Origin of the sequence: Mycobacterium sp. SVM_VP21 (assembly GCA_024758765.1) — a bacterium.
GTDB lineage: Bacteria > Actinomycetota > Actinomycetes > Mycobacteriales > Mycobacteriaceae > Mycobacterium > Mycobacterium heraklionense_C.
In genome coordinates this window covers 1,583,731-1,597,095 of the sequence record CP101406.1, presented here as the reverse complement: position 1 = coordinate 1,597,095, position 13,365 = coordinate 1,583,731, and the positions used below count along the sequence as shown (strand labels likewise).

General features: G+C 66.8%; 10 protein-coding genes. 5 read left to right on the top strand and 5 right to left on the bottom strand.

All coding sequences use genetic code 11. The features are described 5' to 3' along the window. Window positions 1–84 precede the first annotated feature (84 nt). Window positions 85–1,905, top strand: coding sequence for a phosphoenolpyruvate carboxykinase (GTP) (locus NM962_07665; GenBank protein UVO13930.1), 1,821 nt, complete (start codon window positions 85–87; stop codon window positions 1,903–1,905). A gap of 129 nt (window positions 1,906–2,034) precedes the next feature. Continuing rightward, the gene (gene fadD4, locus NM962_07660) at window positions 2,035–3,552 is read left to right on the top strand and encodes a fatty-acid--CoA ligase FadD4 (GenBank protein ID UVO13929.1); all 1,518 of its coding nucleotides are present in this window, start codon (window positions 2,035–2,037) and stop codon (window positions 3,550–3,552) included. A gap of 12 nt (window positions 3,553–3,564) precedes the next feature. On the opposite strand, the gene NM962_07655 is transcribed toward fadD4, so the two are convergent. Next, on the bottom strand, window positions 3,565–4,716 hold the full coding sequence (locus tag NM962_07655) for an acyl-CoA dehydrogenase family protein (GenBank protein ID UVO13928.1): 1,152 nt from the start codon (window positions 4,714–4,716) through the stop codon (window positions 3,565–3,567). Window positions 4,717–4,743: 27 nt separating this feature from the next. Between NM962_07655 and NM962_07650 the strand changes: the two genes are divergently transcribed. Beyond that, window positions 4,744–5,712, top strand: coding sequence for a MaoC family dehydratase (locus NM962_07650; GenBank protein ID UVO13927.1), 969 nt, complete (start codon window positions 4,744–4,746; stop codon window positions 5,710–5,712). 94 nt (window positions 5,713–5,806) lie between these two features. Here the strand turns inward: NM962_07650 and NM962_07645 are convergent, their stop codons facing one another. Genes NM962_07645 through NM962_07635 form a run of 3 tightly spaced genes read right to left on the bottom strand, consistent with a single transcriptional unit; the run spans window position 5,807 to window position 8,943 of the window. After that, window positions 5,807–6,967 carry an acyl-CoA dehydrogenase family protein gene (locus tag NM962_07645; GenBank protein ID UVO13926.1) on the bottom strand — a complete coding sequence of 387 codons (1,161 nt, stop codon included), beginning with the start codon at window positions 6,965–6,967 and terminating at the stop codon, window positions 5,807–5,809. A 1-nt stretch (window position 6,968) separates the two neighbouring features. Further along, the gene (locus NM962_07640; protein ID UVO13925.1) at window positions 6,969–8,036 is read right to left on the bottom strand and encodes an acyl-CoA/acyl-ACP dehydrogenase; all 1,068 of its coding nucleotides are present in this window, start codon (window positions 8,034–8,036) and stop codon (window positions 6,969–6,971) included. A gap of 4 nt (window positions 8,037–8,040) precedes the next feature. After that, the gene (locus tag NM962_07635) at window positions 8,041–8,943 is read right to left on the bottom strand and encodes an alpha/beta hydrolase (protein UVO13924.1); all 903 of its coding nucleotides are present in this window, start codon (window positions 8,941–8,943) and stop codon (window positions 8,041–8,043) included. A gap of 89 nt (window positions 8,944–9,032) precedes the next feature. Between NM962_07635 and NM962_07630 the strand changes: the two genes are divergently transcribed. Both NM962_07630 and NM962_07625 read left to right on the top strand, forming a co-directional pair. Continuing rightward, a complete protein-coding gene (locus NM962_07630; GenBank protein ID UVO13923.1) occupies window positions 9,033–10,265 on the top strand; it encodes an alpha/beta hydrolase in 1,233 nt (410 codons plus the stop codon). A 44-nt stretch (window positions 10,266–10,309) separates the two neighbouring features. Then, window positions 10,310–11,728, top strand: coding sequence for a wax ester/triacylglycerol synthase family O-acyltransferase (locus tag NM962_07625; protein UVO13922.1), 1,419 nt, complete (start codon window positions 10,310–10,312; stop codon window positions 11,726–11,728). Here NM962_07625 and fadD12 read toward each other — a convergent pair. Then, a complete protein-coding gene (gene fadD12, locus NM962_07620) occupies window positions 11,725–13,365 on the bottom strand; it encodes an acyl-CoA ligase FadD12 (protein ID UVO13921.1) in 1,641 nt (546 codons plus the stop codon). The two genes, NM962_07625 and fadD12, sit on opposite strands and share 4 nt — an antisense overlap.

Below are 13,365 nucleotides of genomic sequence, written 5' to 3'. Positions count from 1 at the left end.
TTATTTAATGACGGTATAAGAGGTGACAGCGGCGCGCAGCTGCGGCAACGCCACCGAGTGACACAGGTTACACAGGAGAGCTCAATGACCTCAGCGACCATTCCCGGTCTGGACACCGCCCCGACGAAGCATGGCGAGTTGTTGGCCTGGGTTCGGGAGGTTGCGGAGCTCACCCAGCCCGACCGGGTGGAATGGTCCGACGGTTCCGAGGAGGAGTGGAACCGGCTGATGGCCCTGCTGGTGGAGTCCGGCGCGGCGGTCAAGCTCGACGACAAGAAGAAGCCCAACTCCTACCTGGCACTCTCCGACCCGGCCGACGTCGCGCGGGTCGAGTCGCGCACCTTCATCTGTAGCCGCACCCAGGAAGGTGCCGGCCCCACCAACAACTGGATGGACCCGGACGAGATGCGGGCCACCATGACTGAGCTGTATCGCGGCTGCATGCGCGGTCGCACCATGTACGTCATCCCGTTCTGCATGGGCCCGCTGGGCGCCGAGGACCCCAAGCTCGGCATCGAGATCACCGACTCGCCCTACGTGGTGGCGTCTATGAAGGTGATGACCCGGATGGGCACCGCGGCGCTGGACAAGATCGGCACCGACGGCGCCTACGTCAAGGGCCTGCACTCGGTCGGCGCCCCGCTGGCCGACGGCGAGCAGGACGTGCCGTGGCCGTGCAACTCCGAGAAGTACATCACCCACTTCCCGGAGACCCGCGAGATCTGGAGCTACGGCTCGGGTTACGGCGGCAACGCTCTGCTGGGCAAGAAGTGCTACGCGCTGCGGATCGCGTCGGCGATGGCCCACGACGAGGGCTGGCTCGCCGAGCACATGCTGATCCTCAAGCTGATCTCGCCGGAGAACAAGGCCTACTACGTGGCGGCGGCGTTCCCCTCGGCCTGCGGCAAGACCAACCTGGCGATGATCCAGCCGACCATCCCGGGCTGGCGGGCCGAGACTCTCGGCGACGACATCGCGTGGATGCGGTTCGGCAAGGACGGCCGGCTTTACGCGGTGAACCCGGAGGCGGGCTTCTTCGGCGTGGCGCCGGGCACCAGCCGCAGCTCCAACCCGAACGCGATGATCACGTTGGAGCGCGGGAACACCGTCTACACCAACGTCGGCCACACCGACGACAACGACGTGTGGTGGGAGGGCATCGACGGGGAGACCCCGGCGCACCTCACCGACTGGAAGGGCAACGACTGGACGCCCGAGTCGGACACCCCTGCCGCGCACCCGAACTCGCGGTACTGCACCCCGATGTCGCAGTGCCCGATTCTTGCGCCGGAGTGGGACGACCCGCAGGGCGTGCCGATCTCGGCGATCCTGTTCGGCGCCCGTCGCAAGACCACGGTGCCGCTGGTGAGCCAGGCCCGCGACTGGCAGCACGGCGTCTTCATCGGCGCCACCATGGGCAGCGAGCAGACCGCCGCCGCCGAGGGCACGGTGGGCAAGGTACGCCGCGACCCGATGGCGATGCTGCCGTTCATCGGCTACAACGCCGGGGACTACATGCAGCACTGGATCGACACCGGCAAGAACTCCGACGAGTCCAAGCTGCCGAAGGTGTTCTTCGTCAACTGGTTCCGCCGTGGCGAGGGCGGCCGCTTCCTGTGGCCGGGCTTCGGTGAGAACAGCCGGGTGCTCAAGTGGATCGTCGAGCGGGTCGAGGGTAACGCCGGCGGCCAGGAGACCCCGATCGGTACCGTGCCCAGCGCTGCCGACCTGGACCTGGACGGACTGGATGTGACCGCCGCAGACGTGGACCAGGCGCTGATCGTCGACGCCGACGAGTGGCGCGCCGAGTTGCCGCTGATCGAGGAGTGGTTCGCCTTCATCGGCGACAAGCTGCCCACCGGCCTGCGCGACGAGTTCGAGGCCCTCAAGCAGCGCCTGGGCTAGGTTCCCACTCTTTCTGCCGAGCAGTCACAAAATCGCACTCCAGGGGTTCCCTGAGTGCGATTTTGTGTCTGGTCGCACTAGACGTGCACCACTTGACACCTGTCAATTTGTGGGCGGTACAGTCGGCGCATGCAGATTCGCGAGTACGTCGATGCCGACAACCCGGCCGTCATCCTGCACCCCTCGGGTACCGTCGTCACCTTTGCCGAGCTGGAAGCCCGGGCGAACCGGTTGGCGCACTTCTTCCGGGCGGCAGGCCTGGTGGAAGGTGACGTCGTCGCGATCATCATGGAGAACAACGAGCACATCCACGCGGCGATGTGGGCAGCGCGGCGCAGCGGCCTGTACTACGTGCCGATCAACACCCATCTGACCGCTGCGGAAGCCGCGTACATCATCGACAACAGCAACGCCAAGGCGATCATCGGCTCGGCCGCGCTAGGCCAGACCTGCGCCGGCCTCGCCGACCACCTGCCGGCCGGCCTGCCCGGTCTGCTGCTGATTGCCGACGGCGACCTGGACGGCTGGCAGCGTTACCCGGAATGTGTTGCCGACCAACCGGATACACCCATCGACGATGAGATCGAGGGTGATCTGCTCCAATACTCGTCGGGAACCACCGGGCGACCCAAAGGCATCAAACGTCCGCTGCCGCACCTACCCCCGACCGAGGTGCCGGGGCTGATGGCGATGCTGGTCTCGGTGTGGATGGGCCCAGGTTCGGTCTATCTGAGCCCCGCCCCGCTGTATCACACCGCGCCGTCGGTGTGGTCGATGCAGGTGCAGGCCGCTGGGCTGACCACTGTGGTGATGGAGAAGTTTGACGCTGAGTCCGCGCTCGACGCGATCCAGCGGTACGGCGTGACCCACGGGCAGTTCGTGCCCGCGCACTTCACCCGAATGCTGAAACTTCCTGCGGAAGTGCGGGATTCGTATGACGTCTCCAGCCTCAAGCGGGTCATGCACGCCGCCGCGCCGTGCCCGGTGGAGATCAAGCAGCAGATGATCGACTGGTGGGGGCCGATCGTCGATGAGTACTACGCCTCATCGGAGGCGCACGGCTCCACGCTGATCAGTGCCGACGAATGGCTGAAGCATCCCGGCTCGGTGGGCAAGGCGATGTTCGGTGCGGTGCACATTCTCGATGAGGCCGGCAACGAGTTGCCGGCCGGGCAGTCCGGTGAGGTCTATTTCGAGGGCGGCAACGCTTTCGAGTACCTCAACGATCCGGACAAGACCGCGAAATCGCGCCATGCGCAAGGCTGGACGACCGTCGGCGACGTTGGCTACCTCGATGACGAGGGCTACCTGTACCTCACCGACCGGCGCCACCACATGATCATCTCCGGCGGGGTGAACATCTACCCGCAGGAGGCGGAGAACCTGTTGATCACACACCCGAAGGTGTTGGACGCGGCGGTGTTCGGGATCCCCGACGACGAGATGGGCCAGAGCGTGAAGGCTGCCGTGCAGACCGTCGACCCGGCCGACGCCACGCTCGCGTTCGCCGCGGAACTACTCGACTGGGTGCGGGATCGCTTGGCGCACTACAAATGTCCGCGATCGATTGCGTTCGAGGAGCAGTTGCCGCGCACCGACACCGGCAAGCTCTACAAGAACGAACTGGTAGCCAAGTATTCGGCGTGATGCCGGACCGCGCTAAATTCCGCCGCGGGCAACCAGTTGTGCCGCAATCACATTGCGTTGTATCTCGTTGGTGCCCTCGCCGACGATCATCAGCGGTGCGTCCCGGAAGTAGCGTTCCACGTCGTATTCAGTCGAGTAGCCGTAGCCGCCATGGATGCGTACCGCGTTCAGTGCGATCTCCATCGCGGCTTCCGACGCAAACAACTTGGCCATGCCTGCCTCCATGTCGCAGCGCTGCCCACTGTCGTAGCGTTCCGCGGCATAGCGGGTGAGCTGGCGGGCGGCCGTCAACTTGGTCGCCATGTCGGCCAGGTAGTTGCCTACGCTTTGGTGCTTCCAGATCGGCTGGCCGAAACTCTCCCGTTGTTGGGCGTAGGCGAGGGCATCTTCGAGCGCGGCGGTCGCCACGCCCAAGGCTCGCGCTGCCACCTGGATGCGACCGGTCTCCAGTCCCTTCATCATCTGGGCGAAGCCATTGCCGGGCGTGCCGCCGAGCACCGCCGCCGTCGGCACCTGGCAGCCGTCGAAGCTCAGCTCGCAGCTCTCGACGCCTTTGTAGCCCAGCTTCGGCAGATCCCGTGAGATCGTCAGCCCCGCGCTGGGGTTCTCCACCAGCAGCACCGAGATACCGCTATGCCGTGGGGTGGCTTTCGGATCGGTTTTAGCCAGCAGCGCAATCAATCCCGAGTAGCGGGCGTTGGAGATCCAGGTTTTGGACCCATTGATCACCAGCCTGTTCGGGTCGGTCGACGGCACAGCGGACGTCGTTATGTTCTGCAGGTCGCTGCCGCCGCTCGGTTCGGTCAGCGCCATGGTGGCGCGCAGCGCACCGGTAGCCATGGCCGGCAGGTACCGCTGCTTCTGCTGGTCGGTACCGAACAGGGTCAGCAGCTTGGCGACCACGGTGTGGCCGCCCATCGCCCCGGCCAGGCTCATCCAGCCGCGGGCCAGCTCCTGTGTCACGAGTACGTAGCACGGCATTGACACGGGGGTTCCGCCGTATTCCTCAGGAACGGCAAGACCATAGATGCCGAGGTGCTTCATCTGATCGATCCACGCCTCCGGGTAGGTGTTGGCGTGCTCGACGTCGCGGACCGTCGGCTTCACCTCCCGGTCGATGAACTGACGCACGGTTTCGACCAACATCGACTCTTCGTGGCTCATCGGTTCACCGTATGTCAGGATTTTCCCGTGACCAGCGGCCCCTACTTCGACGAGCTCCAGGTTGGTCAGGTGTTCGACGAGGCTCCGGCGATGACCTTGACAGCCGGTGCGGCGGCGCTGCATCAGGCAATCCTCGGGGATCGGCTACGGTTGCCGCTGGACGCCGAACTGTCCCGGGCGGTGACCGGGGCAACGACACCACTGGCTCACCCCGGACTGGTCTGCGATGTCGCGATCGGTCAGTCCACGCTGGTCACCCGGCGCGTCAAGGCCAACCTCTTCTACCGCGGACTAGCCTTCTTCCGGTATCCGGTGATCGGCGATACCATTTTTACCCGTACGGAAGTCGTTGGCCTGAAGCAGAATTCAGCCAAGCTCGGACGTGAACCCACCGGGCTGGTGGCACTGCGGATCACCACCATCGATCAGCTGGACCGGTTGGTGCTTGACTTCTACCGCTGCGCGATGCTGCCGCTGTCCCCCGATGCTGCTGAAACCGGCCACTGCGATGACCTATCGGCCATCGGCGCGGGGCTCGCGGCGCCGCCGGACGTGACCGCGGATTGGGACGCCGCGGAGTTTCGGCAACGGGTGCCGGGACCGCACTTCGACCCTGATCTGGCGGGCACGGTCCTGACCAGCACCGGCGATGTGGTCTCCTGTGCCCCGGAGTTGGCTCGATTGTCCCTCAACGTCGCTGCTACCCACCATGATTCGCGGGTCGGCGGGCAGCGGCTGGTCTACGGCGGGCACACCATCGGCCTGGCGCTGGCCCAGGCCTCTCGGCTGCTGCCGAACCTGGTCACGGTGCTGGGCTGGCAGTCCTGCGATCACACCGCGCCCGTTCACGAAGGCGACACGCTCTACAGCGAACTGCACATCGAATCCGCCCGCGACAATGTGCTTGAGCTGCAGTCGCTGGTCTACGCCGTCGGTGCGGTCGGTGAACCCGACCGCCAGGTCCTGGACTGGCGTTTCAGCGCTTTGCAGTTCTGAGCGGGAGTTGTGAGCGCGAGCAGACACAAACTTGCCCTGAAACCAGCCGATAAGGGCGATTTTGCGTCTGCTCGCCGAGGGTGCTCGCCGAGGGCTAGTGCGGCAGGTCCCGGAACGGGGCGTCTCGGTAGGGGTCGGGCTCTTTAGGAAGGCCCAGCACCCGTTCGCCGATGATGTTGCGCTGAATCTGATCCGTGCCGCCGCCGATCGAGGTGAAGTAGGCGTTGAGCGCCCGGAAAGTCACCGCGTCGCCGACCGGATTGTCCGGACCGACGAGCAGCGATTCGACGCCGACGATCTCGGTCTGGACTCGGGCGGTCTCGTGCAGGATGCGCGACATGGCGATCTTGCCGAGCGCCAGCAGGGTGGCGGCCTCGGCGCGGTCGCTGCTGGTCTTGGCCCGCTGATTGTTCCAGCGATTCACCGTGGCCAGCGCCTGGATACGGGCGATCTCCTGGCGGATGTGGGAATCTGAAAGACAACCGGCATCGCGGGCCAAATCGACCAGGCCGCTGGACTTCTCCTTGCGACGTGCGGTGCGCGCGATATCACCCATCAGCCGACGCTCGTAGCCCAGTGCGACCTGCAGCACCGACCATCCTTCGCCCGGTTCGCCGATCCGGTTGGCATCGGGAACCCGGGCGTTGGTCAGAAATACCTCATTGAACTCTGATTCACCGGTGATCTGGTGGATCGGCCGGACCTCTACGCCGGGCTGGCGCATCGGCAGCATGAAAAAGGTGATCCCGTTGTGCTTGGGCACATCCGGGTTGGTGCGCGCCACCAGCATGCCGTAGTCGGCGGTGGTCGCGAAAGACGTCCAGACCTTCTGCCCGTTGATGATCCAGTCGTCACCGTCCCGCTCGGCGCGGGTGCGCAGGCCGGCCAGGTCCGATCCCGCTCCGGGTTCGCTGTACAGCAGGCATGATTTGGTCTCGCCGCGCAGCGCCGGAGGCAGCAGCCTGTGCTTCTGTTCTTGCGATCCGCGGTCGTGGATTGTGCAGGCGAACAGGTCGGCCCGGTCGTGGCCGGTTCCCGGAGCGCCGACGGCAGCGAATTCGGCTGCCACCAGCCGGGATTGACGGTCGGTCAGCCCGCGGCCGTAGCAGTCCGGCTCCCAGCTCGGAGCGGTCCATCCGGCGGCGAGGATCGCCGCGGCGAAGGTGGCCCGATCAATTCCGGGTGACCAGTTGGCGGCCAGCCAGTCGCGAACCTCACCGCGAAGCGCATCGTCGTTGCGGTCGGGCAGCGTCATCTCACGCTCCGATCTCTTGCAGGTAGCGCTCCCGGTGCCAGGATGGGCTGCCGAACAGGTGGGCGTCGCTGCGCGCCCGGCGCAGATACCGGTGGGCGGGATGTTCCCAGGTGAATCCGATTCCGCCGTGCACCTGAATGTTGGTGGCGCCCACAAAGACAAAGGCATCTGAGCAATACGCCTGGGCCAGTGCGAGATCCGCGGTCCACTCGGCAGAACCGTCGGCGCCGGCCGCAGCCACATGGCGAGCGGCCGTCACCGCCGACTCGGCCTCCAACAACATGTCGGCGCACATGTGCTTGACGGCCTGAAAACTGCCGATAGCCCGGCCGAACTGGAAGCGGGTCTTGGCGTAGTCGCGGGCCATCTCCATGGCGAACCGGGCGGCACCCGCCTGCTCGCCCAACAGTGCCACCGCGGAACGGTCCAGCGCGGCGGTCAATGCGGCGATCCCGGCTCCGGCCGAGCCGACTGCCGTCGCCGGAGCGTCTGCCAACCGGACCAGACACAGCCGACGGGAGGGATCGACCGTGGTCAGCGGTTCCACCGTCACGCCCGCTTCGACCGGATCGACGGCGAAGATTCCGGGCCCGTCCTCAGAGTCAGCCAGAACGTAGAGCAGGTCGGCGGTGTCCGCGTCGAGCACAAACCGCTTCTCGCCGGACACCAGTCCACCGCGAGCCGTGGTGGCCGGTCGCGCGGGCGGACGGGTCGAATCGCCCTCGGCGAAGGCAACCGCGACCCGGGTTCGCCCGGCGGCAATCGCCGGCAACACCGCCTCGTTTTGCGCAGGGTCATCCACTGCCATAAGAAGATTGACCGCAAGCACCGCCGTCGACAGGTACGGACCGGAGAACAGGACCCGACCCAGCTCCTCGGCGACCACGCCTACCTCGACCAATCCGGCACCGGCGCCGCCGTACTGCTCGGGCACCAGCAGCCCGAGCAGACCCATGGTCGCCAACTCTGACCAGACGTCCCCGAGATCTGAGTCGGGCGAGCGTTTGGCCATCAACTCTGCGACCGCGCCGCGCAGGGCCCGCAGTTCCTCCGCGCTGGAGACTGCCATCGGATCAGCCTTCCCGCGCGCGAGAAAAGGCGCCCCGCAGGCTCTCGCATTGGGAGGCGAAGAACGCCCGCGAGACTGCGGCTTTGGGCAGCAGCAGGTCGAACCCGTGGAATGCGCCGGGGACCGTCTCGACCTCGCAGGGCACACCGGCTTGAAGCAGTCGCTGCGCGTAGGCCAGATCCTCGTCGTGGAACAGGTCCAAGGTGCCCACCCCGATCCAGGCCGGTGCCAGCCCGCTCAGGTCGGCACGCCGTGCCGGCACCGCGACCTGCGGATCCGCGTCGCCCAGATACGCGGTCCAGCCGAACAGATTGCTCCGCGGATTCCACAGGCGGTAACTCCGATTGGCCGGCAGCGCCGCGCTGCGATCGTCGAGCATCGGGTACACCAGCAGCTGCAGCACGGGGGCGACTTCGCCGCGGTCGGCGGCCAGCTGCGCCAGGGCGGCGGCGAGCCCGCCGCCGGCGCTGGCACCGCCGATCGCGATCCGGGCCGGATCGACCCCGGGCAGCTCGGCGAGCCGGGTCAGCGCCGCCCAGCAGTCCTCCAGCGCGGCGGGATAGGGGTGCTGCGGTGCCAGTCGGTAGTCTACCGAGGCAACCGTGGCACCCAATTCCGCGCTGAACCTGCGGCAGAGGCGGTCATCCTGGGCGGCGGTGCCGATGACGTAGCCGCCACCGTGGATCCACAACAATGCCGGTCCCGGCTCGATGGGGCGATTCGGCGGCCGAAAGACCCGGACGCCTGCCCCCGAGGGCAGGCCCAAGACCTCGACGTCGCCGGGGGCGCGCCGGCCCTGCATGCCGGTGAGTGTCTGCAGCACCGGCAGCGTCCGACGCCCGATCCCGCCACGCGGAAGGAACCGGGCAGTTCTGCGCAGATCTGGATGGAACCCGCTGCTTACCATCGGCTCAGTATTACCGGCGCCGGACCGGCGGCGCCGCCAACCCACCCGATTGCGACCGCCTCCGACCCCAAACGCGGTACCCTGCGCCAATGACGGGACGATCGCAGACCCCGGAGACCGGACTCAACCTGGCCGGCCGGCTGCGTTGGCTGAGGCGGGCCCGGACCGCCGACTACCTCCTGGCGCTCAGCGTTGCCTCAGCATCCTTGCCGGTGGTCGGGAAGCACCTGCAACCCCTGGGTGGGATGACCGCGATGGGGGTGTGGGGTACCCGCCATATGCCGGAGTTCTTCTCCAGCGCCGCCAAGTCCTGGCTGGCTCCGGGGGCCGCAGCCATCCGCAAGCAGGAGCGCGAGCAGACGCATGTGGTCAGCGATGCCGCGCTGCGCGGGGTGGTCTCGGCGGCCGACCTCGACATCGACTGGCCCGAACCGGAGCAGGCTCCGCCGGTGGTGAAGGCGTTGCAGCACCGTAAGCAGATCTACCGCTCCGGCGTGCAGTACGGCAGTGACCCCGCACAGGTGCTCGACGTGTGGCGGTCCCGTGAGCTGCCCGACGGGCCGGCGCCGGTGCTGATCTACGTCCCCGGCGGCGCCTGGGTGCACGGCAGCCGACTGTTGCAGGGTTACGCGCTGCTGTCCCACTTGGCCGAGCAGGGCTGGGTGTGCCTGTCGATGGACTACCGGGTGGCACCGCACAACCGGTGGCCGAGCCACATCGTCGACGTCAAGACGGCGATCGCCTGGGCACACGCCAACGTCGACAAATTCGGCGGTGACCGCAACTTCGTGGCGGTGGCGGGCGCCTCGGCAGGGGGGCATCTGGCCGCCCTGGCTGGACTCACCGGAAGTGCGGTCAGTGACTCCGATTTCGCTGACGAGCTGCCGGCCGGTGGGAACACCTCGGTGGACGCCGTAGTGGGGATCTACGGCCGCTACGACTGGGAGGACCGCTCCACCCCCGAACGGGTCGCCTTCGTGGACTTCCTGGAGCGGGTGGTGGTCGGCCGGTCGATGCGGCGCCATCAGGACCTCTACCGGCAGGCCTCCCCGATCGCGCGGGTGCATCAGGATGCGCCGCCGTTCCTGGTCGTCCATGGCAGTGCCGACACCGTCATCCCGGTGCAGCAGGCCCGCAGCTTCGCCGACCGACTGCGGGCGGTGTCGCGCTCCAAGGTCGGGTACTTGGAGCTGCCGGGCGCTGGGCACGGTTTCGACATGACCGACGGGGCCCGCACCGGTGCGATGAGCACGGCAATCGGTTTGTTCCTCAACCAGATTCACCGCGACCGCACCACGGTCGGGAGCAAACAGATCATCTGAACCCGCACGCCACGGTATGGTCCGTGCATGGCGAGGGGTCTGGGGTGAAGCGGCTCACCGGGTGGGATGCAATCCTGCTGTACAGCGAGACGGCGAACGTGCACATGCACACTCTCAAGATCGCGGTGATCGAGCTGGATGCCGATCGGCACGGGTTCGACGTCGAGGCTTTCCGACGGGTAATCCACGGCCGGCTCTACAAGCTGGATCCGTTCCGCTACCAGTTGGTGGACATCCCCGGGAAATTCCATCACCCGATGTGGCGGGAGAACTGCGAAGTCGACCTGGCGTATCACATCCGGCCCTTGTCGCTGCCCGCTCCCGGCGGTCGCCGCGAACTCGATGAGGCCATCGGTGAGATCGGCAGCACGCCACTGGACCGCAGCCGGCCGCTGTGGGAGATGTACTTCATCGATGGCCTGGCAAACAACCGGATCGCGGTAGTCGGCAAGATCCACCACGCGCTGGCCGACGGGATCGCGTCGGCGAATCTGATGGCCCGCGGTATGGACCTGGTGGCCGGCGCGCAGAACGAGCACGACTCCTACGAAACCGATCCCGCCCCCACCGGCGGGCAGTTGGTGCGCTCGGCGTTTCGTGACCATTTCCGGCAGATGGGCAAGATCCCGGCGACTATCGGCTACACCGCAGCCGGCATCGGACGGGTCCGGCGCAGCACGCGCAAACTCTCCGCCGACCTGACCCGGCCCTTCACCCCGCCGCCGAGCTTCCTCAACCACGTGCTGACTCCGGAACGCCGGTTCGCCACCGCAACGCTGGCGCTGGCCGATATCAAGGCGACCAGCAAGCAGCTGGGTGTCACCATCAATGACCTGGTGCTGGCCATCTCGGCGGGGGCGTTGCGCACGCTGCTGCTGCGGTATGACGGGAAGGCGGATCATCCGCTGCTGGCGTCGGTGCCGATGAGTTTCGACTTCTCCCCGGATCGGATCTCTGGCAATCGGTTCTCCGGGGTGCTGGTCGCGTTGCCGGTCGATGTGGCCGACGTTCGGGAACGGGTCGCAAAAGCCCGGGAGGCCGCCGATCTGGCCAAGGAAGCCCACCACCTCGTGGGGCCCGAGTTGGTCAGCCGGTGGTCGGCCTACCTGCCGCCGGCGCCGGCGGAATCGTTGTTCCGGTGGCTGTCGGGTCAGGACGGTCAGAACAAGGTCCTCAACCTCAACATCTCCAATGTTCCCGGCCCGCGAGAGCGCGGCAGGGTCGGCGGGGCGCTGGTCACCGAGATCTACTCGGTGGGGCCGCTGACCGCCGGCAGTGGCCTGAACATCACCGTGTGGAGCTACGTGGACCAGCTCAATATCTCGGTGCTGACCGACGGTGACACCGTCGAAGACCCGCATGAGGTGACCAGTGCACTGGTCAACGAGTTCGTCGACATCCGCCGTGCGGCGGGGCTTTCCGAGCAGCTGACCACCGTCGAGACGGCGATGGCGCCAGCCTAGGTTTCAGGTGGCGCCGTCAGCGCCTGCAGTTCCCGGCGCACGACCTTCCCGGTATTGTTGCGCGGCAGCGCATCCATGATGGTGATGTCACGCGGAACCTTGTAGCCGGCCAGATTCTCCCGGACATGCTGCTTCAGCTCGTCGGGGGTGGCCGAAGCGCCGGGCGCCAACACCACGAAGGCCACCAGCCGCTGCCCGTAGTCGGCGTCGTCGACACCGATCACCGCGGCCTCGGTGACGGCCCCATGGTTGATCAGCGCCTTCTCCGTCTCGATCGGGTAGACGTTCTCGCCGCCGGAGACGATCATCTCGTCGTCTCGGCCGACCACGAAAAGTCTTCCGGTGTCATCGAAGTAGCCCAAGTCGCCGGACGCCATAAAGCCGTCGTGGAACATCTTCGAATCGCCGCCGGTGTAGCCGTCGAACTGTGAGGAGTTGCGGACGAAGATCTGCCCGGTCTGTCCGGCCGGCAACTCGACGAAATCAGCATCCAGGATCCGGATCTCGCTCCCCGGGGCCGGACGACCGGCGGTGTCGGGGGAGTAGCGCAGGTCTTCCGGGGTGGCCAGCGCGATCATCCCGGCTTCGGTCGCGTTGTAATTGTTGTAGACCACATCACCGAAGGTGTCCATAAACGCCGTCACCACGTCGGGATGCATCCGCGAGCCGGAGGCCGTCGCGAACCGCAATGACTTGCAAGGGTATTGTGCTCGAACTTCGTCCGGCAGCGCCATGATCCGGTCGAACATGACCGGTACGACGCACAGTCCAGCCGCGTGGTTGGACTCGATGAGTTCCAGCGTGGCTTCGGGGTCGAACTTCCGTCGGGTGGCGATCGTGCAGGCCATGGTGAGCGCCAGCGCCAGTTGGGAGAATCCCCAGGCGTGGAACATCGGCGCGGCGATCACCACGGTTTCCTCGGTGTGCCAGGGGATTCGGTCGAAAATCGCTTGCAGGTCGGCGATTCCGCCTCCGCCGCGTCCGGAGCGCCGTGCCCCCTTCGGGGTGCCGGTGGTTCCGGAGGTGAGCATGACCAGCTTGCCGCTCCGCGACGCTTTGGCCGGTCGACGTCCGGCATTGGCGTCGATCAGCTCGTCTGCCGTCAGGCCGGGGACCTTGCTGTCGGCCCAACTCACCACCCGCGTGCAGCCCGAGTCGACCGGCACGGCCAGATCCACTGCGGCGGTGAATTCTTCGTCGTAGAAGATCAGGTCGACGCCTTCACGGGCGACGACTTCGGCCAATGCCGGCCCAGCGAAGCTGGTGTTGAGCAATAACACGTCCGCGCCGATCCGGTTGGCGGCCGCCAGCGCCTCGATGAAGCCGCGATGGTTACGACACATCAGGGCGATCGCCCGAGGCGCCCGTCCGGGCAGCCGTTGCAGGCCGGCGGCCAACGCGTTACACCGCCGATCGAGCTCGGCGTAGGTGCATGTGCCGCGCTCGTCGATGATCGCGGGGCGGTCGCCGCACCGCTGGGCCGCCATAGCGATCCCGGTCGTGGTGGTGCCGCCCTCGGCGGCGGCCGCGGCGGCGATCCGGAGGTATTTGTCCGGGCGCATGGGCGCCAACAGCCCAGCCCGACTGAAGGTCACCAGCATCGAGCCGACCCGGTTGAGCGAGTCGAACAGGGCCAT